Here is a 20341-nt window from a genome sequence, read left to right as displayed (position 1 = left end):
ACACGTAAACGCTGTTTCTGTCCATGATAAGGGAATATCGGCCGTCTGCGCCGATTGCTGGAACGACCGGGATACCGCCATGACCTTGAATGAACTGCGCTACATCATTGCTGTCGCCCGTGAGCGGCATTTTGGCCGAGCTGCCGAAGCTTGCCATATCAGCCAGCCCACCCTGAGCGTGGCAGTGCGAAAACTGGAGGAAGAACTGGGTGTTGCCCTGTTCGAACGTGCGCCGGGTGAAGTGACCATCACTCCCGGCGGTTGGCGGATCATCGAACAGGCGCAGCGGGTCGTTGAAGAAGCTGCGGTAATCAAACAGATTGCTAACCAGAGTCAGGATGACTTGGCCGGAATGTTGCGGCTGGGGGTGATCTACACGATTGGCCCCTATTTGTTGCCGCACCTGATTCCACGCTTGTATCGCCGCGCGCCGAACATGCCGTTGCAAATCGAGGAAAGCTACACGGCGGTATTAAGCGAGCGGCTCAAGGACGGCGATCTGGATGTGTTGATCCTGTCGTTGCCATTTGACGAGCCAGGTCTGCTCACGCAAGCCGTGTATGAAGAACCGTTCGTGGTATTAATGCCGATTGGTCATCCGCTGGAACAGGCGGAAGTGATCGACTCGGCTACTTTAGCGCAACAGGATTTATTATTGCTGGGGCCTGGCCACTGTTTCCGCGACCAGGTGTTGCGTTTCTGCCCGGAATGCAATCGGTTGAGCGTGACTTCGGGTAACATGCAAAAGACGCTCGAAGGTAGTTCCCTGGAAACCATCCGGTTGATGGTGGCGACTGGCGTCGGCGTCACGGTCCTACCGTACACCTCGGTCAGCGGTTATGCCCATGCCAGCGATCTGTTGAGCATCCGGCCCTTTGCCGACCCCGCGCCGACCCGGATTGTGGCGCTGGCCTGGCGCAAGAGCTTTCCCCGTCAACGGGTGATTACTCTGCTGGGCGAAGCGATCCGCGCTTGCCCGCTAGGTGAGGCTGTGCGGACTCTGTAAACTCCTCATCCTGGAGACAAAAACTATGAACCGAACGCGATGGCTTTACCCCCTCAGCCTTCTATTGCTACTTAGCGCCGCACCGCTTGAGGCGATGGCGCGCATTAAACTAACTACCTTGCCGGTGCGCGAACGGGTCGCTATCCAACTCGATCATGCGGAGATCGCCCTGGTTGAGGAAGAGCGCATCGTGCCGCTGGTCAAGGGCGTCAATCAGGTGGATTTCTCCTGGTCAAACACTCGTATTAATCCTGACACATTAATCCTGCGCATTTTGCCTTCCAGCATCGAACCGGTGTTGAACGCTAAAGTTCTCTCGGTGAGTTACCCGCCGAACGAGAACGCCTTAGTCTGGTCGGTCGCCGCTAGCGCTTCCGGCGCGGCCCGGGTGCGGATCAGCTACGTTTTGGGCGGTTTAAGTAAGGATTTCAAATACCGGGCTGTTGCCGATCATGACGAGGCAACGCTGGATCTGGTGCAATACCTGCGAGTCCACAACGACGCCAATGAAGCCTATGCTGCTGCAGAATTCTGGGCCGGCGTTGGTGAACCGTTCAACAAACCGCTGGGCCTCAACGAAACGAAGGAAGTGCAACTCAGTCGCTTCGCCAGCGTCCCGATCCGCAAGACCTACGCTTGCGATCCGGTCGCGTTCGGCTATCTTGACCGCGCCCAGGACAAGCTCAACGTTCCCATGCACTATGTCATCAGGAATGCGGGAGGTTCTCTCGGCCAGGAACCGTTGCCCGCCGGCAAGGCCCGCATTTTTCAGGACGATGACCAGGGCGGAACGGCCTTTCTCGGTGAGGATCGCGGCAAATTCACCCCACCCGACGACGAACTGGAACTGTACCTGGGTCTGGCTCGCGACATCAGCGTGCGGCGCACCATCGACCGCAGCGAACGGCAGCGCATCGCCGGCAACCTGTACCGCTACGACGTGACCCTCAAGTACGAAATCGAGAATTTTAAGGACACGCCGGCGATTCTGGACATTGCTGAAAGCGTTCGCCAGATTCGTGACCAGGTGCGGGGTACGATTAACCGTGACCCGGAATGGCGCTTGGGCGATGGCACTTTACGTAATCCCGATCCGGAAAAGAGCGACGCAGACAAGCTGCTGTTTCACGTCGAATTACCCGCCCGCACCGCTGATGGTCAGGCGCGAAAACAGACGCATACCTTGCGGCTGACGCTGAATAATGAGTGGTGAACGCCATGACGAAAATGAATCGTAACGTCTGGTTATTAGGCTTGTTGGGGTTATGGCTGCCGCTGACGGCTTCGGCGGGCAACGTCGATCTGGCTACCGTCCCGGAACGGAGCACCGTGCAATTGACCATTTACAATTCGGAGGATTTGACCTTGGTGCGGGAAAGTCGCGTGGTCACGTTCAAAAAAGGCGTCAACCCACTGCAATTCTCCTGGGCCAATACTCTGATTGACCCGACCTCGGTGGAACTGAAGTTCCGCGAACCCAAGGTCGGGTTGGAAGTGCTCGACACCACTTTCCCGCATGACCGACCACAAACGCTTTACTGGAATGTACAGAGCGACGCCGGTTATGAGGCGATCATCGAGATCACTTATTTCACCTCGGGCATCTCCTGGGCGGCGGACTATCTGGCGGTCGCCAATCCTGATGAAACCCACCTGCGGCTGGAAAGCTTCGTCCGGGTGAAAAATCTCTCCGGCGAAGACTACGAAAATGCCCAAGTACGGCTGGTGGTTGGAACGATCAATCTGGTCGAGAAAATCGCTGAACTGGCCAAATTGCCGGCAGGGCGGTTAAACGAACTCAAACGCGAGGAATACCAGGATTATCGGCAAAAGGCCGCTCGCAAGATGATGGCCCCTTCGCGCGCGTTGATGATGAGTGGCGCAACGGCTGCCGACGCCGCCGAGATGGAAGCGCCCAAGGAAATTATCAAGGAAGGACTGAGCGAATACTTCATCTACACCATCGAGGGTACGGAAACCGTACCTAACGGCTGGGCCAAGCGCCTGCGCAGCTTCGAAGCGGAGGCGGTGCCGATGACGGTCGAGTATCGCTACCGGCCCCGCGAGTACGGCGATCAACTGACGCGCCTGTATTTAATGAAAAATGACGCGGCGTCAAAACTGGGTAGTACGCCGCTTCCAGACGGCGTTCTCCGGGTCTTCCGCGCGAATGGCGACGAAGGGCTGAGCTATCTGGCGACCCAAAACCTGAAATATGTCCCCATCGGCGACAAGATTGAACTGAACCTGGGCGTTGACCCATCCGTGATTTTCGAGTTGGTCAAACAAAAGGTGTACCGGGACAATCTCTGGTTCCAAATCAAGGGCGGTAATCTGTATCGCAAGTTGGGCGATGACGGATTCAAACTGGAACTGGACAGTCAGGTAGCAGGTTGGGATGAACATACGGTTTATCGGCAGAAAATTCGCAATTACCGCGATAAGCCGATTCATCTGCAAATTCGCCGCGACTATCCAGGGGACATCGTATTCCGCAGCCAACTGAATCCGGCTCTGCATGATTTCCAGACCGTGCAGTTCGAAACCGATGTGGATGCCGGTGAAAAAGCCGGGCTGGACTACGAGATTATCGCCCACATGGGTTATAACCAGAAGCAGAATCGGGTCGAACTACAATAACTATTCACTCCCCTCCTTTTTCAAAGGGGGCAGAGGGTGACAATGCCATGAGATGAATGCAGACTTGGCCTTTTCAATATTAATCGCCAACGCCTAGTGGGCTGACACAGAAGTTTTGACAGGTTCAGAGGTTTCTAGGTCCACCGGGGTTTCAGAAGATTTCAAGGGAGGATAGAGGCGCTTGAGTTTGACCCGGGCCAAGTCGGTGCCGAACTGCCAGTGGATTTTGGTCTGACGTAGGTTGCGTGGGCCTTGCCAAGCGGCGATTTCCTTCCGCAAAGTTTCGAGGTTCGCAATGCGGCGATTCAAACACTGGCCGGCGAGAACAGCGAACTCACATTCCGCCATATTGAGCCAACTGCCATGCTTGGGGGTGTAATGAAATTCGAGCTTGCGGGTGATCCGGCGGGCTTCCTCTGGAGAAAAGACACTATACAAGGCCGCAGGAGTGTGGGTATTGAGGTTATCCACGACCAACCGGATTCGCTCCGCCTTCGGAAAGTACACATCAACGAGTTGCTGCATTTGCTGGGCAAAATCGCGTTTGGTGCGCTGTTTCGTGACATTAACATGACGCCACCCGCGCAAGGGTTGTACGAATAGAAATAAATTGGCGGTGCCTTCGCGTTTGTATTCACAGTCATAGCGCGCCGGTTGACCCGGGCGGGCGGGTTGAGGACAGCGGGTTTCGCTGGTCAATTGCACCGGACTTTCATCGAAGCACACTTGGGGGTATTGAGGATCATCGGGTTCGGCGTACAGGTCCAACACATCCTCCATATGCCAAACATAATCGGGACTGACACTGGGAATACACCATTCTTGACGTTGCCAGGGTTTGAGGTCGTTTTTTTAAGGATGCGCCGCACACTCTCACGGGAAATGGCTTCGATGGGCCGGAGTTCCATGAAGCGGTCCGCTAACAATTGGAGAGTCCACTGACAACGGCCAGCGGGCGGGGTACTACAGGCCAAGGCGACCAGAAAGGCGGCCTGTTTGCCGGTCAAGGCCGGGGGCAAACCGACTCGTGGCCGCTCGCTTAACGCCGCCAGCAACCCTTCGTCGACAAACCGTTGACGGGTACGATGAACGGTCGAAATCCCCAAGTGAAGGCTTTGGGCAATGGCCTCATCCGTCGCCCCTTCCGCAGCCTGCAGCAACACATGGGCACGGGCAACCTTGCGCGCCGCTGCCTTGCCTTTATGAATGACCTTCAGCAGGTCTTCCCGCTCCTCTTCAGTTAGATCAACCAGATACTTGTGGGCCATGGTGATTCCTCCTGTTGATCTCAACCATAGGGCACCCACCGCTACCTGTCAAAACTTCTGTGTCAGCCCACTAGGCGTTATCACCGCAACACTAACAGCAATTCCCCCCGACCGCGAATCAGATTGATCATCAAGGTATTGTTGTCAGCGGCGATGCGTCGCAGCTCATCGGTGCTGGATACGCGCCGGCGGTTGATCGCGGTAATCACGTCATTCGAACGTAATCCCGCCTGTGCCGCCGGGCTGCCCGATTCCACGCGGGCGACCCGGACGCCCTGCACCTTTCCGGCCAGCGGCGAATTTGGCCCGATGTCCTCAAAAACTGCGCCCGCTAATCGTGGATTGAGATCATCACCTTCCGCCTTGTCCGGCACATACTCGCCGACTTTCGCTTTAATCGTCAGCGGACGGCCATCGCGCAAAATATCCAACTGCACGGAGGCCCCGATTTCCAGCAGGCCAACAGCGTTGCGCAAACTGTTCGAGTCGCGAATCGGTCGGTCATTCACTCGCAACACCACATCGCCTTCCCGTAGACCCGCGCGAGCAGCGGCGGAGCGGGGAACGACTTGCGCAATGACCGCGCCCTGATTAGCCGGAATATTGAACGCCCGCGCCAGCTCCGGAGTAAGATCCTGCGCCGACACGCCGAGTTGTCCGCGCCGCACCGAACCGTGCTCAATGATCTGGTTCATCAACCGTGAGACCATATTGGAGGGAATAGCGAAACCGATGCCGACATTGCCACCGCCCGGCGCGATGATCGCTGTATTGACGCCGACCAGCTCGCCGCGCAGGTTGACCAGCGCTCCGCCGGAATTGCCGGGATTAATCGAAGCGTCGGTCTGAATGAAGTCCTCATAGCCCTGAATGCCCAGACCGGTGCGACCCAGGGCGCTCACGATCCCCGAAGTCACTGTTTGACCTAAACCAAAAGGATTGCCAATCGCCACCACGAAATCTCCCACCCGCAGGCGATCAGAATCAGCCAGCGGCAAGGCGGTCAGATTTTCGCTGGGAATGCGAATCACGGCTACATCGCTTTCCGGGTCGGACCCAATGACTTTAGCGTCCAGTTGGCGTCCATCATTCAATGTCACTGTAATGGTGCTAGCGCCTTCGACAACGTGATGATTGGTAATCACATAGCCGCGCCGAGCATCGACCACAACCCCGGACCCGACGCTTTGCGTCCGGCGTTGGCGCGGTTGATCGGGAATGTTGAAGAAGTGCCGGAAAAAAGGATCATCCAGCAGGGGATTGCGGCGTAGCGCCACCTGACTTTCAGTGGCGATGTTGACCACTGCCGGAGTCGCTCGCTCCAGCATCGGCGCCAGGGTGGGCAGAGGTTGACCGTCTAGCGTCGCGGGCAGCGCGGCAAGCACCGGTGCGGGGAAGGCGACGATCAGGCTCAGCGCCAGCACGATCGCCGATAGCAGAGAGCGTTGTGTGTTCATTTGGCTGTTTCAGGTTTCAGGTTTTTAACAAAAATCAGCGCCAGTGCGCGCGTGGATTGAATGGCAATTCCCGTTTCATGCGCTCAAAGGTCTCGCGGGCGGTTTCGGTATCCGCCGGCGGGTTGACGATACGCAGCACGGCAAATTGATCGCCTGGCGGATCGCCCGGCAATCCGCGACCGCGCAGGCGCAACTTCTGCCCGTTCTTGGCGTTAGCTGGGATATTGAGGGTGACCATTCCGCCCAGAGTCGGTACTTCAACCTTGCAGCCCAGCGCCGCTTCCCAGGGCGCCAGCGGCAGCTCCACACTGATATCTCGTCCGCGCAACTTGTAGAGATGATGCGGTTTGATCGATACTTCCAGATAAAGATCGCCGCGGGGACCGCCCCCCATACCCGCGCTACCCTGGCCGCTCAAGCGAATCTTTTGTCCATTGGTCACGCCCGCGGGAATTTTCACGTTCAAAGTGCGCGTTCGATTAACGACCTGGCCGCTGTTATCCCGTTCCGGCGTTTGCAGTTGCAGAGTGCGACTGCCGCCCTGGTAGGCTTCCTCCAGGTTGATTTCCAGACCGATGGTCTGATCCTGTCCGGCAGTCGCGAACCCACCGCCCATGCCGCCCATGCCGCTGAAACCGCCGCGTCCGCCCATGCCGCCGAACAACGACTCGAAGAAGTCGCTGAAATCGCGGCTGCTGAAACCACCGGCGTGGGTGTGCGAACCACCACCCCGCCCCTGCCAACCCGGCGGCGGACGGAATTCCTGACCCGCTCGCCAGTTGCTGCCCAATCGATCGTAGGCGGCGCGCTTTTCCTTGTCACGCAGCACTTCGTAGGCTTCGGCAACCTCTTTGAAACGCTCCTCAGCGCTCGATTCCTTGCTGACATCAGGGTGATACTTGCGCGCCAGCCGGCGATAGGCTTTCTTAATCGCCTCTTCCGAAGCATCGCGGTTTACACCGAGGATTTGGTAGTAGTCCTTATATTCCATAGCGGTTCCAGGCGGTTAGGGACGTGACCGGTGGTTTGTCGCTACCGATCACGGGTTCGGGATTTAGCCCTCGACCTTGATGGTCCGCGACACGGTGTGGGTCAGCTTGGGAATGCCGATTTCCAGTACGCCGTTGATGCTGCGGGCGGCGATTTGCGCCAGATCAGCCGTATCCGGCAGACTGAAACGGCGGTAGAAGCTACCGCAGGGCCGTTCGACCCGACTGTAGCCCACGCGAGTTTCGCGGGTTTCACTGGGACGATTGCCGCGAATGGTCAAAACGCCATTTTCAGCGATAATCTCGATATCCTTGGGATCGACGCCTGGAATATCAGCGCGCAGCACATAGCGATCCTTTTCCTCTTTGATGTCAACCGGAGGAATCCAGTCGCAGGTGGCGACGCTGGATTGATCGTCTCCCGTCTGATAGGGCTGGAACATGCGGTCGAGCTCGCGGCGCAGGCGTTGGACTTGTTGCCAGGGTTCATAATGGGTCGGGTTCATGGTAAGAGCCTCGCTCAGTGAATGATTGTTATCATTTAAATAAGGCTAACGAAGCGGATTTCAAGAGATTCGCGCCATTTTTCTTCGACCGCTGACAGGAGGCGAGCATGAGCGCAACGGAGTTTCTACCCTTAAATATAGCGGTGTTAACGGTCTCTGACACCCGGACCGCAGCGGACGACGCCTCTGGGCAAACTCTGGCGGAGCGATTGACCCTGGCCGGTCATCGGTTGACGGAAAAAGCCATTGTTTCCGATGATATTTATCAAATCCGGGCGATTCTCTCGCGCTGGATTGCCGATCCAGCGGTGCAGATTGTGCTAATGACGGGCGGCACCGGCATGACTGGGCGGGACAGTACACCGGAGGCGGTGCGGCCATTGCTGGACAAGGTCATCGAAGGATTCGGCGAATTGTTCCGAATGCTGTCCTGGGAAGAGATCGGGACGTCGACGCTGCAATCGCGGGCGCTGGCCGGGTTAGCCAATGGGACGTTTATTTTCTGCTTACCGGGATCGACCGGGGCTTGTTGCACTGGCTGGGATCGCATTCTGCAGGCGCAACTGGACGCTCGCACTCGGCCCTGCAATCTGGTGCAATTGTTGCCCCGGTTGCGGGAATAGCCATTGCTATCAGGGAGCCTCACCGTGGACTTCGTGATCCGTTATAGTTAAACCATGCGATCCGGCAAACCTCGACTCGGCATTGCGTTGGGCAGCGGCGCGGCGCGCGGCTGGGCGCATATCGGCATTCTGCGGGCGCTGGAAGAAGCCGGCATCGTCCCGGATATTGTCGCGGGTACGTCGATTGGCGCGCTGGTTGGGGCCGCTTACGCCAGCGGCCGGCTGGACCAGCTGGAGCAATGGGTAGTTCAAATCGATTGGTGGGAGATTATCCGCTACATGGATCTGCGCCTAGGCGGCGTCGAGGGCGAGCGGCTGATGCAGGCGTTCCGCGAGCGGGTCGAGGAGGCGCTGATCGAGACGTTGCCTAAGCCGTTTGGAGCGGTGGCGACCGATCTGCATACCGGTCGCGAGGTCTGGTTTCAGAGCGGCTCATTACTGGAAGCGGTGCGGGCATCCATTGCCCTACCGGGCTTGTTTAGTCCGGTGCGTTACCAGAATCGCTGGCTGGTGGATGGCGGACTGGTCGACCCGTTGCCGATTTCGCTGTGCCGGGCGATGAGGGCTGAACAGGTGATCGCAGTGAATTTGAACGGGGATATTGTCGGTCGGCATTTCAACTTGCGCACGCTGCGCCGCGCTGCGCCAAATCCGCTGCTAGCCCGGCTCAGCGCTGGCTGGCTGGCAGTGCTGGGCAATCATCAACCAGCGATGCCGGAGCTGGAGGAAGAGCCGCCCGGACTATTTGATGTCATGGCCGGTGCGATCAGCATCATGCAAGATCGCATCACCCGAACGCGCATGGCGGGCGATCCACCGGATGTGGTGTTGGCGCCGCGTCTGGCCCATCTGGGATTAATGGATTTTGACCATGCTGCTGAAGCAATCGCTGCGGGTATGGATTGTGTGCGGCGGCAGATGCCGCTGTTGAGGGATGCGCTGAATCTTCCAGATGCTGGTGAGTAAATCGCGGACGTTTCGCCTACAATGCCGGCTTTTCAGCGCAACCGGTCAAGACGATCATGCAAATTCTTCGCTATATTTTAACGATCACCTGCCCGGATCGAGTGGGCATTGTGGCGGCGGTATCCGGTCTGTTGGCGGCTCATGATGGAAATGTCATTGAATCTGATCAGTTCAGCGATACGGAATCGGGCCGATTCTTCATGCGGCTGGTTTTTGATCTGGATGAGGCCACTGAACCGGTTCTGGCGGAGCATTTCGCGCCGCTGGCCACTCAATTCCGTATGGATTGGCATCTGCATGATCCGCGCCGCCGACTCCGGGTGATGATTCTGGTTTCGACCGCTGAGCATTGCCTGAACGATCTGCTATACCGGCATCGCACTGGCGCGTTGCCGATGGATATTGTGGCGATCGTGTCCAATCATCGCGAGTTGGCGCATCTGGCCGAGTGGCATGCGATTCCTTATCATCATCTGCCGGTCACGCCGGTGACCAAACCGGCGCAGGAGCGGCAGATTCTTGATCTGGTTGAACAAACAGGCACAGAGCTAGTGATTCTTGCCCGCTATATGCAGATTCTGTCGCCGGAGTTATGCACGGCGCTGGAGGGGCAGGCGATCAACATTCATCATTCCTTTCTGCCGGGGTTTCGGGGCGCGCGGCCTTATCATCAGGCGTATGCGCGTGGAGTGAAGCTGATCGGCGCGACAGCGCATTTCGTCACCGCCAATCTGGATGAAGGGCCAATCATCGAGCAGGAAGTAGAGCGAGTGGATCATGCGCAGACGCCGGAGCAGTTGGCTGCGGTCGGGCGCGACATTGAGAACATCGTGTTGGCCCGGGCGCTGCATTATTACCTGGAGCGCCGGGTGTTTTTGAACGGCGGCAAAACGGTGGTGTTGCGTTAGCAGTAGTAATCCGGTTCGTTGCCGGCTTTCCACTTGATATTGCAACCGATACTGGGTTTCTGGTCGGTGGGGGCAGGTTGACCGGCCAGAACGGCGTCCGCCGCTGCGCGCAGGTCGGCGCCGGTGACGGGAATGGCGTTGCCGGGTCGGCTACCGTCGAATTGGCCACGATAGGCCAGTTTGCTTTCGGCGTCGAACAGGAAGAAGTCCGGGGTGCAAGCAGCGTGATAGGCTTTGGCCACAGATTGGCTTTCGTCGTACAGATAGGGAAAGGGATAGCCGAAAGCTTTGGCTTCCTCAGCCATTTTCGCCGGACTGTCGTCGGGGTAGTTGGCGGCATCGTTGGCGCTGAGGGCGACGATGGCCAAGCCCTTGGGCTGGTAGTTCTGGGCGAACTGAATCAGGCCCTGGCGGATGTGCTTGACGAATGGGCAGTGGTTGCAGATGACCATGATCAACAAGGCCGGAGCGCTTTGGAAGTCGCTGAGGGAGAGGGTCTTGCCGGTGGCCGGTTCGGGCAGGCTGAAATTGGAAGCAGAGGTGCCGAGTGGCAGCATGGTGGAGGCGGTTTGGGCCATGAGCGGGTCCCCTTTGCGTTGGATTGGCTAAATAAGACCGTCCGCCAGGGCGTTGAGTTGCGCGACAGCTTGTTCGAGGTCGCCACCGTATTCGAAAGTGTAGCAGTCGCAGACGTCGACCAAGGCGGTCATAGCTTGGAAGCCGCGCAGGCCGATGAGTTCGTAATTGAAGGAGTGGCCGGTAAGTTGGATAAAAGCCTGGGTTTTATCAAGAGGTTTTAAGGTCATTGATGCACCAGCCCTGAATTGTGGAAAAACAATCCAGCGGGCGCAGCCAATCTCATTGGAACGGTCGATACTGTCCTTAGGTGGACGCACATGACAAACGGTGCCTTTATGAGTTTTGGGAAATTCCGGCCCCATCACCGCTTCTGGCGCGAATGAGCGAAAAACATCAATTGCTTGATTTTTAAGTGGAATTAGACGTGGAAAAGGAACTAAATTCAGATTAACCGGTTTCACCAATGCAATTTCGTCGGTGAGCAATCGCCAGCCTCGATGACATAGGGCTGCACAGATAGTGCTTTTTCCAGAACCAGGATGAGCGGGCAACAACAAAGTCTTACCGTTTTTTTCCAGCATCCCTGCATGCAGCATCAGATATTGATGTGCTTGAGTTGCAACACACCAATTAGTACCCCATTCCAAGAAAGGAAGGATAGTGTCTTCAGGAAAGGGTACATACGGAACTGGCAGATCATCATCCGTACCAAAAAGCCATTGAGGATTTTTAGCAAACCACCATTTCTTTTTGTGGACAATTTTGATGTGAAAATCACAGAACAAATGATCTTGCGCAACTTTGTAGTCACTATAAAGACGGTTGATTAAATTTGGTATATCCAGTGCTGGACAGGACAAGCGAAAAACAAAGGGACCAACAGCAAAAATCAATCCCTCTGATCGTAAAAAAGACGATAACTGCGCTAGATCTAACTGACTAATTTTCACAGCGTCGATGGTTCAATCAGCCCTTGCTCATCTAAATCGGTTAACATATTGTCAATGTAAATAACCCATTCTTCATCGATAAAAAAACCATTTTCTTCACTGAGAGCGGTAAGCAGGCTCTCAGCACTTAAGCAGCCTTGCTGAAGAATGCTTAGAGCATTCATACAAAACTCATTAATTAAATGAGTTCTACCTGATAGCTTATCGAAGAGGAAATAGCGGTCATCATCAAATTTATGACACGATACCCGACTGACTTGAAAAGCCCAACAGTTTATATGATCAATCATGCTTTCCAAGAAGCATTAAATAGGAGGAGGAGGAGGAGGAACACCACAGATTGTGTCGTCACCTCCCCATCTGTTTATAAAAGATGAGTAAGATTGTGTACTTACGTTAACACCGATTAGATTGTTATCGCCATCTCTGATTACAAAACTACTATTACATAGTTTATCTAATCCTTCCTGGTATCCCAAACTAGTAATTGCTTGCGCAAACGTATTATGACTGATAGTCATGATCGCAGGCGTCCCAATAATCAGTCCTTTCACCAACCGCCGCCGCCCCTTGGAAGGCTCAGCATTCGCCATAGCATCCACGCTGGCCACTTGCTTGTCATCATGCTCAGTCATTGTTCGACTCCTAAACGCTGTACCGCTCCAGGACGGCAGACTGAAGTTGATCGATTAGGTAAAATTAATGCAATGATTGTTCCAGATTAAGAGTGATATCACAATTATTTGTTATTAAATAATTTTTGATCAAATCTCAAAGCAGCCCAACATCTCAAGTTGTAAAATTTGCCATAATCCTGATGACTTTCAAACCGGACTTTCACGACATGTCATCCTGCACCTTGCCGGACATTCTCAAAAAAAAAGATTTATTACAAAAAGTTAGTCTGCGTGAATGGGATCATTTACTACCCTGGGCGCGGCGGGTCGGGGTAGTGGCTAAACTTTACACCACCTTGGAAGCACAAGGTCAACTCAACCGCGTGCCTCCTCAAGTGCAACCCCATCTCGAAGCCGCATCCATCATCGCCGCCGAACACGAACGCCGCATCCGCTGGGAATGCAATCGCATTCAGCGCGCTTTGTTCGATCTTGGCAAGATTGATTTTCCAGTGATTTTACTCAAGGGCGCTGCCTACGTGATGAGCAGTCTACCCTGCGCGCATGGCCGTTTAGTGTCAGACGTGGACATTATGGTTCCCAAAGCGCGCCTGCCGACCCTGGAAAAAATCCTGCAAAAGCACGGATGGGAAACTGTAAAAAATTCCGACTACGACCAGAAATACTACCGGCAATGGATGCACGAACTGCCGCCCATGCGCCACCGGCTGCGCGGAACCATCCTCGACGTTCACCATACCATTCTACCGGAAACCAGCCGCCTCAAACCCGATCCGGCCCTGCTTATCGCCGCCGCCCGTTCCGTACCCAACACCCCATTCCACGTCTTCTGTCCCGCTGATCTGGTGCTGCACAGCGCTGCCCACGCCTTCCAGGAAGAACTCGGCAACCCCCTGCGCGATCTCCTCGATCTGCACGAGTTGCTCACCTACTTCAACCAACGCGAACCTGGTTTCTGGGAAAACCTGCCACAACGCGCCCGCCAACTCAAGCTCAGCCGTCCACTCTTCTACGCCCTGCGCTATACCCGGCGCATTCTCGACACTCCCGTGCCGGAAAACGTCAATCAGGCGCTCAAAAGCGTCAGGCCGCCCTGGCTCCTTCTCCAAATCATGGATCGGCTCATCGACCAGGTCGCGTTAAGCGAGCATCCCCGTCGCTGGGGTCCCGCCATCGCCGGCTGGCTGCTCTACATCCGCTCCCACTGGCTGCGCATGCCGCCCCTGCTGCTCGCTCGTCACCTCGGCTATAAAGCCTGGCTACAGTGGAAACCGGGAAGGACGAACCAAGCCCGTCTCTGATGGTCAATCCCCGCTAACCCCGTGGTTTTTTCGACCACTTCCCTACTCATCTACCCCATCCTCCGGGAGGATTTCCATGCCACGACTGAAACAGCCCTACTGGCTGGTCGCCGCTCTGGCCCTGTTTTGGGCCGTTGCCGCCCATTCCGCCGAATATCCTGATTTCGTCACCCTGGTCGAGAAATACAGCCCAGCGGTGGTCAGCATCAACACCAAATCGGAACCCAAGGAAAAGGATCGGCCTTGGCGTAATCATCCGCCCATCCCCGAGAACAGCCCGTTCTTCGACTACTTCAAGAAATTCTTCGATCAAATGCCCGATTCCGTCCCGCAACCACGCTCCTCGGTCGGTTCCGGCTTTATCCTCTCTGCAGATGGCTACGTGGTTACCAACGCCCACGTCGTCGACGAGATGGACAGCATCATCGTCGGTCTCTCTGATCGCACCGAATGGCCCGCCGAAGTCGTGGGCAAGGATAGCCGCAGCGATATTGCGTTACTCAAGGTCAAAGCCGACAAGTCCTTGCCAACGGTGAAAATTGGCGACATCGGCAAGGTCAAGGTCGGCCAGTGGGTGCTGGCGATTGGCTCGCCCTTTGGCTTTGAGCGCAGCGCCACTCAGGGCATTATTAGCGCTCTCGGTCGCAGCCTGCCCCGCGATAGCTATGTACCCTTTATCCAGACTGACGCTGCGGTTAACCCCGGCAACTCCGGCGGTCCGCTATTCAATCTCGACGGTGAGGTGATCGGCGTCAATTCACAGATTTACAGCCGCTCCGGCGGTTATCAGGGTCTGTCCTTTGCCATACCCATCGATGTGGCGATGGAAGTCATCGAGCAACTCAAGACTGGCGGCAAGGTCAGTCGCGGCTGGCTGGGCGTTATGATCCAGGAAGTCACTCCGGAACTGGCGCAATCCTTCAATCTCGACAAGCCACGCGGTGCGCTGGTCGGTCAAGTGTTGCCTGATAGCCCGGCCCAGGCCGCCGGCGTCCAGGTCGGCGATATTATCGTCGCCTTCAACGACCAGCCTGTCCACCAGTCCAGCGAGCTGCCACCGCTTGTCGGACGCATCCGGCCTGGTTCCAGCGCGCCGCTGACCCTGATCCGTGAAGGCAAGGAACAGACGTTGACGATCAAGCTTGAAGAATTGCCTGAGGACCAAAAGTTACAGCAGGCGATTGCCGTACCGCCCTCCGGCGGCCGACTGGGCCTGGTGGTGAGTGAATTAGCCGTCAATCAGCAGAAAGAAGGCGCCAAAGGGGTATTGGTTAAGGAAGTGAACGAGGGTCCTGCAGCCAGCGCTGGCATCCGTTCGGGGGACATTATTGCCCGCCTGAACAATGTTGAAATCACCGACCTGGACCAGTTTGGAAAGCTGGTCAAGGAATTGCCGACCGGACGACCGATCCCCATCCTGGTCAAACGCGATAACGGCGCGCTGTTTCTGGCGCTGACGATTCCGGCAAAGGCCGAGTGACGGAATAACGAGGGCGGGTTAGGGCGTCAGCCCGTAACCCGCCCTCTGTTCAACTTCGGTTATGGCGGGTTGCGCTATGCTAACCCGCCTATTCATCTGCGGTTTGTGATTCCTAACCCAGATCCTTGATGCCCTGGATCAGGCCCGCCGCAACTTTCTGCGCATCACCGTACACCATCCGGGTATTGTCGGCGAAGAACAGCGCGTTCTCGATGCCCGCGAAGCCCACGCCTTTGCCGCGCTTGATGACCTGCACGTTCTTGGCGTGATCCACATTCAGGATCGGCATCCCGTAGATCGGGCTGGCCTTGTCGGTGCGCGCCGCTGGATTCACCACGTCATTCGCGCCAATCACCAGCGCGACATCTGCGGTTTGAAACTCTTCGTTGATCTCATCCATATCGAAGATCAGGTCGTAGGGCACTCCAGCTTCCGCCAGCAGCACATTCATGTGCCCGGGCATCCGGCCAGCGACCGGGTGAATAGCGAATTTGACCACAACATCCCGCTCTATCAGCAGTTTGCACATTTCCCAAATCTTGTGCTGCGCCTGAGCCACCGCCATGCCATAGCCGGGCACAATGATCACCTTGGCGGCATAGGCCATCTGAATCGCCGCATCCGGCGGCTCCATCGGTTTGAGACTGCCGGTGACCGCCTGCGCCTCGCCACTGGCCAGCGCCGCCCAGTTACTGAACAGCACGTTAGCGACTGAACGGTTCATCGCCTTGGCCATCATCAGGGTTAGCAAAGTACCCGACGAGCCGACGATGATGCCGGCGATAATCATGGCTGAGTTGCCCAGCACGAAACCTTCCAGGGCGACGGCCAGACCGGTAAAGGCGTTGAACAGGGAGATAACGACCGGCATGTCCGCGCCGCCGATGGGCAGGGCCATCATCGCGCCGAAAGCCAGCGCCAGCAGGAAGAAAAGGGTCAGCGCCGGTCCGCCGAAGACATGACCCAGCGAAATGACCAACCCCAGCACCACCGCTGCACCAAAAACGATTGCGTTAACTTTTTGCTGCCCGGCAAAACGGAACTTGGCGTCATCGCGGAAAAACTTGAGTTCCTGCAATTTGCCGAAGGCGACTACCGAACCGGAGAATGCCACCGTACCGATCAGCGCGCCCGCCACCGCCATCAGCAGCGTGGTGTTGGACGGCAGTTCGTGGCCATGATCCTTGAGCAATTCGACCGCCGCGATGGCCGCCGCCGCGCCGCCGCCCATGCCGTTGTAGATGGCGATCATCTGCGGCATAGCAGTCATCGGCACTTTTTTAGCGCCCCACCAGGCAATCGCGCCGCCAATAGCGATGGCGATCAGCGTCAATACATAATTGAACGCGTTAATGTGCGCCGTGATTTGGGGATGGACGAAGCTGACCAGCGTGGCTAGCACCATGCCATAGCCCGCCCAAACAATGCCTTTGCGGGCGGTCGTCGGATGCGACATCTGCTTGAGGCCGATGATGAAGATCGCGGCCGTCAGGAAATACACCGTTTCAATCAGATAACCCATGACTTACTTCTCCTGACCCTTGCTGCTCTTGAACATTTCGAGCATCCGTTCCGTGACGAAGTAGCCGCCGACCGCATTACCGGCGCCCAGCAATACCGCCAGGAACCCAATCGCCTGCTCCAGGGGAGTCACGGCCTGGCCCAGTGCCACCATCGCGCCGACCAGCACGATGCCATGCACGAAGTTAGTGCCGGACATCAACGGCGTGTGCAGGATGACCGGCACCCGGCCGATAATTTCATAGCCGAGAAATCCGGCCAACATCAGGATGTAAATCGGGGAGAAAAACGCGACAACGTCTTTCATGACTTCCATAACGCTTCTCCGGTTAGGTTAGACCAGCTTGCTGGTGGGTTCGTGGACAATCTGCCCATCGCGGGTCAACGCGCTTTTGGCGATCACTTCGTCATCCCAGTCCAAATTCAACGCGCCATCCTTGATCATCGGCGACAGGAAGTTGAACAGATTCTTGGCGTACATTTCGCTGGCGGGAACCGGGAAATTACTGGGGATGTTGAGCGGGCCGTCGATGATCACGCCGTTAGACTCGTAGGTCTCGCCAGGGCGGGTCAACTCGCAATTGCCGCCGGATTCCGCCGCGAGATCAACGATCACCGCGCCACGCTTCATGTTTTCCACCATGGCGGTGGTGACAATCTTCGGTGCAGGCCGGCCAGGAATAGCAGCAGTGGTGATAACGGCATTGCAAGCCGCGATGTGCTTAGCCAACACGTCAGCCTGTTTCTGCTTTTCTTCCGCTGTCAATTCACGGGCGTAACCGCCTTCGGCGGCAGCGTTGACGCCGGTGTCGATCATCTTGGCGCCCAACGATTCGATTTCCTGGCGAGCCGCCGGACGGATATCGTAGGCTTCCACCATTGCGCCTAGCCGTTTGGCGGTGGCGATGGCTTGCAAGCCCGCGACGCCTGCGCCGACGATGACGACCTTGGAGGGGCGGATGGTGCCGGCGGCGGTGGTCAGCATCGGGAAGAACCCGCTGGCCAAGCTGGCGGCGCGCAAGGCGACGTAATAGCCGGCCACGGCGGCCTGGGAGGACAGCACGTCCATCGACTGGGCGCGAGAGATGCGCGGAATCAACTCCATGGCGAAGCTGGTGATCTTCTTGTCGCGCAACCGCTTGACGACATCCAGGTTGCGGTGCGGCATCAGCACGGCGAGCAGCGTCGAGCCGTCCTTGAGCAATTCTACTTCCTCCAGGGTCGGCCCTTGCACCTTGAAGACCACATCGGCTTCGGCGTACAACGCTTGCGCGCTATCTATCAAACGGCTGCTTTTGCCATACGCTTCGTCAGTGAAGAAGGCGCTGAGACCGGCACCTTTTTCCACCAGGATTTCTGCGCCGAGCTTGCTAAAACGCTCGGCCATAGTCGGGTCTAGCGCGACCCGCTGTTCGCCCGAAATGATTTCTTTCGGGACGGCCATACGAACAGGCATATTGTTGTCCTCACACGGTGGTTATTCTTCCAGACGCCCGCCCGCCTGGAAACGGACATAAAAAAAGCTGGCGCGAAGTCGGCCAGAGGTTCAAATTTGCAGGTGGGCATGCGCGCCGGCGGCGGGAGACGCGCCATACTTGTAGAATAGTAGCCTAGACTGGCGACATCACAATAGGGGCAGGGCCAAAACAGGTATGATGCGTGACGAACCGCCGCAACCTGTAGGCTATTTCCACGTCTATCTTACGTCTATCGGTGGAGTGTCAACAGAGGTTCATGTCCGTTGGCGACGATACGCCCCTGGATCAGGAAGCAGGTAAAGGTGAGTTATGTACGGGTTGGAACAGCAGGTGCTGCACACGGATGTCACGGGAATGCCGTTGGAATGGATTGATTATCAACAGGCGGTGCGCCTCTATTGCGCCGAGCAGGTAGCCTACACCTGCGGCATGGCGCTTTATACGGTGCGCGGCGGCGTCAATGCGCGCACGGGTCGGCGCAGCGTTCTCACGGTGAATTCCATCCTGGCCACGCAGGGCGGCGCTTACGCCCGGTTGCGCGCGCGCGAAGACTACGTGCCGCCGTTGTCGAATGCGGCGCTGTTCCGGCGTGATTGCAACACCTGCTTGTATTGCGGCGAAACCTTTTCAGTTCGGGATTTATCCCGTGACCACGTCCGGCCGGTGGTGCAGGGTGGGATTGACCACTGGAACAATGTGGTCACCGCTTGCAAGCCGTGCAACCATCGCAAGGGCGGCAAGACCCCGGAACAAGCGGGTATGCAATTATTAGCCATTCCGTTCGTGCCCAATCATGCGGAGTATGTGTATCTGCAAGGCAAGCGGGTGCTGGCTGATCAGATGGATTTTCTGCGCGCGCATTTTCCCCGGTCGAGTCCCTTGCACCGGCGCCTGGCAGGGCTGGCTTGAAGGTGTGGAATCCCCCCTAACCCCCCTTTACCAAAGGGGGGAAACGGTTACAAAGGTGAGAGAAAATGACCGACGAGCAAGGCTTTCTCCAGCAGGTTTTCGGCGGTCTAGCGGCGTTTGCCCAGGAACGCCTAGCCGAGCATCGCCATCATCAGGAACGGCTGGCGGCCATGCGCGACGCCATCGAGGCGGTAGTAGACGCCAGCGAGCCGCGCATTCGCTTGGTTGGCAGCTATGCTGATAAGCTGCTGAATGCGGTGGAGACAGCGTCAATTTACGCGGAAAAGATGCTGAAGCAGTTGCCGCCGGCCATTACCCTGGATGCTCACGCCTGGTCTCGACATCCTGAGGTGAATGCTTTTTTTGCGACGGTCGACGATTTGCGCAAGATGCTGGCGGAAGATTCCGGTCTCCGGCTTTTTTTCCAGGAGAGTGGAGCGGAGCGGGGCTATGCCCTGATGCTGATGGTCAGGCGCGAGACCGAAACCTTTGGCGCAGCGCTGCGGGGTGATGTGCTGGTGCGCGATGTCCGGCAGATCCGGGTCAGTTTTTCCAAGCATCGACTGTTTTTTCCGACGACCAGCGAAAAGCGGTTGCGAGAGGGTTTACAGCAGCGGATGCTGGTGTTTCTGGCGATGCGAGCGCTAGAGCGGATCAATGAGATTCGTGATCAGCGCAGTTCGCTCGAGGAGCAGCGGCGGCGCTTGCAGGCGCAATTGCGGGCTTTGCGCAGTCACGCTCAGGGGTTGCAGCCGTTGCTGTTGTCCACGGATGAACATCCGCGCCGGGAAACCGCGCTGGAGCAGCGGTTGGTTCAGGTCGAGGAAGATCTGGTCGCGGTCCGCAAGCGGCTGGGGACGCTGGACGACTATCTGGAGCAGGTGCAGCAAGTGCTCAGCCAGCCTGAGAAGTATTTGCAGGCACGCCCGCTGACTTTGCGCCTGACTCGCCTCGGAATCAAGTTGTCCCCTGAGTCGAGCGAACCAGGCGAAACGCTTTCCCTGATCGAACTGGACTCGCTGGGAGACCAGCGAATTGGCGCGTTGGTGCGCTTCAGTCGGCAAGAGGCGTTGCCGCCGCCACCCGTGATGACTACGATCTAGTTGACCATTTGTCGGAAAA

20 protein-coding genes and 1 pseudogene are annotated in these 20341 nt (G+C 56.9%); 10 read left to right on the top strand and 11 right to left on the bottom strand.

Translation table 11 applies throughout. The features are described 5' to 3' along the window. Positions 1-79: 79 nt before the first annotated feature. Genes H6973_05035 through H6973_05025 form a run of 3 tightly spaced genes read left to right on the top strand, consistent with a single transcriptional unit; the run spans position 80 to position 3646 of the window. Positions 80-1006, top strand: coding sequence for a hydrogen peroxide-inducible genes activator (locus H6973_05035; protein ID MCP5125003.1), 927 nt, complete (start codon positions 80-82; stop codon positions 1004-1006). Between the two features lie 25 nt (positions 1007-1031). Then, positions 1032-2219: a hypothetical protein gene (locus H6973_05030; protein MCP5125002.1), complete on the top strand. Its 1188-nt coding sequence runs from the start codon at positions 1032-1034 to the stop codon at positions 2217-2219. Positions 2220-2224: 5 nt separating this feature from the next. Beyond that, entirely contained in the window at positions 2225-3646 is a 1422-nt protein-coding gene (locus H6973_05025) for a hypothetical protein (GenBank protein MCP5125001.1), read from the top strand. A 93-nt stretch (positions 3647-3739) separates the two neighbouring features. On the opposite strand, the pseudogene H6973_05020 reads toward H6973_05025, so the two are convergent. From H6973_05020 to H6973_05005, 4 genes and pseudogenes are all read right to left on the bottom strand, one after another. Then, positions 3740-4914 (bottom strand): annotated as a pseudogene (locus H6973_05020) (IS630 family transposase). Positions 4915-4994: 80 nt separating this feature from the next. Next, positions 4995-6371 carry a DegQ family serine endoprotease gene (locus tag H6973_05015; protein ID MCP5125000.1) on the bottom strand — a complete coding sequence of 459 codons (1377 nt, stop codon included), beginning with the start codon at positions 6369-6371 and terminating at the stop codon, positions 4995-4997. Between the two features lie 34 nt (positions 6372-6405). Next, the gene (locus H6973_05010; protein ID MCP5124999.1) at positions 6406-7362 is read right to left on the bottom strand and encodes a DnaJ domain-containing protein; all 957 of its coding nucleotides are present in this window, start codon (positions 7360-7362) and stop codon (positions 6406-6408) included. 63 nt (positions 7363-7425) lie between these two features. Further along, positions 7426-7866 (bottom strand): Hsp20/alpha crystallin family protein, encoded by a 441-nt coding sequence (locus H6973_05005; GenBank protein ID MCP5124998.1) that lies wholly within the window; start codon positions 7864-7866, stop codon positions 7426-7428. Positions 7867-7973: 107 nt separating this feature from the next. Between H6973_05005 and moaB the strand changes: the two genes are divergently transcribed. Genes moaB through purU form a run of 3 tightly spaced genes read left to right on the top strand, consistent with a single transcriptional unit; the run spans position 7974 to position 10363 of the window. Beyond that, positions 7974-8489, top strand: coding sequence for a molybdenum cofactor biosynthesis protein B (gene moaB / locus H6973_05000; GenBank protein ID MCP5124997.1), 516 nt, complete (start codon positions 7974-7976; stop codon positions 8487-8489). A 54-nt stretch (positions 8490-8543) separates the two neighbouring features. Next, on the top strand, positions 8544-9455 hold the full coding sequence (gene rssA, locus H6973_04995) for a patatin-like phospholipase RssA (GenBank protein MCP5124996.1): 912 nt from the start codon (positions 8544-8546) through the stop codon (positions 9453-9455). Positions 9456-9511: 56 nt separating this feature from the next. Then, positions 9512-10363 carry a formyltetrahydrofolate deformylase gene (gene purU, locus H6973_04990; protein ID MCP5124995.1) on the top strand — a complete coding sequence of 284 codons (852 nt, stop codon included), beginning with the start codon at positions 9512-9514 and terminating at the stop codon, positions 10361-10363. On the opposite strand, the gene H6973_04985 is transcribed toward purU, so the two are convergent. From H6973_04985 to H6973_04970, 4 genes are read right to left on the bottom strand one after another with little or no spacing between them, the layout of a single operon-like run. Continuing rightward, positions 10360-10941 carry a thioredoxin family protein gene (locus H6973_04985; protein ID MCP5124994.1) on the bottom strand — a complete coding sequence of 194 codons (582 nt, stop codon included), beginning with the start codon at positions 10939-10941 and terminating at the stop codon, positions 10360-10362. The genes purU and H6973_04985 overlap by 4 nt on opposite strands. Positions 10942-10968: 27 nt before the next feature. Then, entirely contained in the window at positions 10969-11835 is an 867-nt protein-coding gene (locus tag H6973_04980; protein MCP5124993.1) for an HprK-related kinase A, read from the bottom strand. Between the two features lie 53 nt (positions 11836-11888). Continuing rightward, positions 11889-12182, bottom strand: coding sequence for an HPr-rel-A system PqqD family peptide chaperone (locus tag H6973_04975; GenBank protein ID MCP5124992.1), 294 nt, complete (start codon positions 12180-12182; stop codon positions 11889-11891). Positions 12183-12197: 15 nt separating this feature from the next. After that, the gene (locus H6973_04970) at positions 12198-12527 is read right to left on the bottom strand and encodes a hypothetical protein (protein ID MCP5124991.1); all 330 of its coding nucleotides are present in this window, start codon (positions 12525-12527) and stop codon (positions 12198-12200) included. A 209-nt stretch (positions 12528-12736) separates the two neighbouring features. Between H6973_04970 and H6973_04965 the strand changes: the two genes are divergently transcribed. Together H6973_04965 and H6973_04960 are read left to right on the top strand one after the other, a co-directional pair. Continuing rightward, on the top strand, positions 12737-13831 hold the full coding sequence (locus tag H6973_04965) for a nucleotidyltransferase family protein (protein ID MCP5124990.1): 1095 nt from the start codon (positions 12737-12739) through the stop codon (positions 13829-13831). 76 nt (positions 13832-13907) lie between these two features. Beyond that, positions 13908-15311, top strand: coding sequence for a DegQ family serine endoprotease (locus tag H6973_04960; protein ID MCP5124989.1), 1404 nt, complete (start codon positions 13908-13910; stop codon positions 15309-15311). 112 nt (positions 15312-15423) lie between these two features. Here the strand turns inward: H6973_04960 and H6973_04955 are convergent, their stop codons facing one another. From H6973_04955 to H6973_04945, 3 genes are read right to left on the bottom strand one after another with little or no spacing between them, the layout of a single operon-like run. Next, positions 15424-16833, bottom strand: a complete 1410-nt coding sequence (locus H6973_04955) for an NAD(P)(+) transhydrogenase (Re/Si-specific) subunit beta (protein ID MCP5124988.1) — start codon at positions 16831-16833, stop codon at positions 15424-15426. Positions 16834-16836: 3 nt separating this feature from the next. Beyond that, positions 16837-17139 (bottom strand): NAD(P) transhydrogenase subunit alpha, encoded by a 303-nt coding sequence (locus H6973_04950; GenBank protein ID MCP5124987.1) that lies wholly within the window; start codon positions 17137-17139, stop codon positions 16837-16839. 27 nt (positions 17140-17166) lie between these two features. Next, complete coding sequence (locus H6973_04945; protein MCP5124986.1) at positions 17167-18288, bottom strand: Re/Si-specific NAD(P)(+) transhydrogenase subunit alpha; 1122 nt, start codon at positions 18286-18288, stop codon at positions 17167-17169. A gap of 331 nt (positions 18289-18619) precedes the next feature. Here H6973_04945 and H6973_04940 point away from each other — a divergent pair, with 331 nt between their 5' ends. Both H6973_04940 and H6973_04935 read left to right on the top strand, forming a co-directional pair. After that, entirely contained in the window at positions 18620-19219 is a 600-nt protein-coding gene (locus H6973_04940; protein ID MCP5124985.1) for an HNH endonuclease, read from the top strand. Between the two features lie 65 nt (positions 19220-19284). Then, positions 19285-20322, top strand: a complete 1038-nt coding sequence (locus H6973_04935) for a hypothetical protein (protein ID MCP5124984.1) — start codon at positions 19285-19287, stop codon at positions 20320-20322. Positions 20323-20341: the final 19 nt, after the last annotated feature.

It is taken from the genome of Gammaproteobacteria bacterium (assembly GCA_024235095.1).
In the GTDB taxonomy this organism is placed as follows: domain Bacteria; phylum Pseudomonadota; class Gammaproteobacteria; order Competibacterales; family Competibacteraceae; genus UBA2383.
Note: the sequence above shows the minus strand (reverse complement) of the source record. Positions and strands in the feature narration are given on the sequence as shown.

Bases quoted from the DNA above. Each gene is read 5' to 3' on its own strand.
- H6973_04985 (MCP5124994.1), bottom strand. From the start codon at position 10,941: ATGGCCCAAACCGCCTCCACCATGCTGCCACTCGGCACCTCTGCTTCC.
- H6973_05025 (MCP5125001.1), top strand. From the start codon at position 2,225: ATGACGAAAATGAATCGTAACGTCTGGTTATTAGGCTTGTTGGGGTTA.
- H6973_04965 (MCP5124990.1), top strand. From the start codon at position 12,737: ATGTCATCCTGCACCTTGCCGGACATTCTCAAAAAAAAAGATTTATTA.
- H6973_04975 (MCP5124992.1), bottom strand. From the start codon at position 12,182: ATGATTGATCATATAAACTGTTGGGCTTTTCAAGTCAGTCGGGTATCG.
- H6973_05035 (MCP5125003.1), top strand. From the start codon at position 80: ATGACCTTGAATGAACTGCGCTACATCATTGCTGTCGCCCGTGAGCGG.
- H6973_05005 (MCP5124998.1), bottom strand. From the start codon at position 7,866: ATGAACCCGACCCATTATGAACCCTGGCAACAAGTCCAACGCCTGCGC.
- purU (MCP5124995.1), top strand. From the start codon at position 9,512: ATGCAAATTCTTCGCTATATTTTAACGATCACCTGCCCGGATCGAGTG.
- rssA (MCP5124996.1), top strand. From the start codon at position 8,544: ATGCGATCCGGCAAACCTCGACTCGGCATTGCGTTGGGCAGCGGCGCG.
- H6973_04955 (MCP5124988.1), bottom strand. From the start codon at position 16,833: ATGGGTTATCTGATTGAAACGGTGTATTTCCTGACGGCCGCGATCTTC.
- H6973_05010 (MCP5124999.1), bottom strand. From the start codon at position 7,362: ATGGAATATAAGGACTACTACCAAATCCTCGGTGTAAACCGCGATGCT.
- H6973_04935 (MCP5124984.1), top strand. From the start codon at position 19,285: ATGACCGACGAGCAAGGCTTTCTCCAGCAGGTTTTCGGCGGTCTAGCG.
- H6973_05030 (MCP5125002.1), top strand. From the start codon at position 1,032: ATGAACCGAACGCGATGGCTTTACCCCCTCAGCCTTCTATTGCTACTT.
- H6973_04950 (MCP5124987.1), bottom strand. From the start codon at position 17,139: ATGAAAGACGTTGTCGCGTTTTTCTCCCCGATTTACATCCTGATGTTG.
- H6973_04940 (MCP5124985.1), top strand. From the start codon at position 18,620: ATGTACGGGTTGGAACAGCAGGTGCTGCACACGGATGTCACGGGAATG.
- H6973_04960 (MCP5124989.1), top strand. From the start codon at position 13,908: ATGCCACGACTGAAACAGCCCTACTGGCTGGTCGCCGCTCTGGCCCTG.
- H6973_04945 (MCP5124986.1), bottom strand. From the start codon at position 18,288: ATGCCTGTTCGTATGGCCGTCCCGAAAGAAATCATTTCGGGCGAACAG.
- H6973_04970 (MCP5124991.1), bottom strand. From the start codon at position 12,527: ATGACTGAGCATGATGACAAGCAAGTGGCCAGCGTGGATGCTATGGCG.
- moaB (MCP5124997.1), top strand. From the start codon at position 7,974: ATGAGCGCAACGGAGTTTCTACCCTTAAATATAGCGGTGTTAACGGTC.
- H6973_05015 (MCP5125000.1), bottom strand. From the start codon at position 6,371: ATGAACACACAACGCTCTCTGCTATCGGCGATCGTGCTGGCGCTGAGC.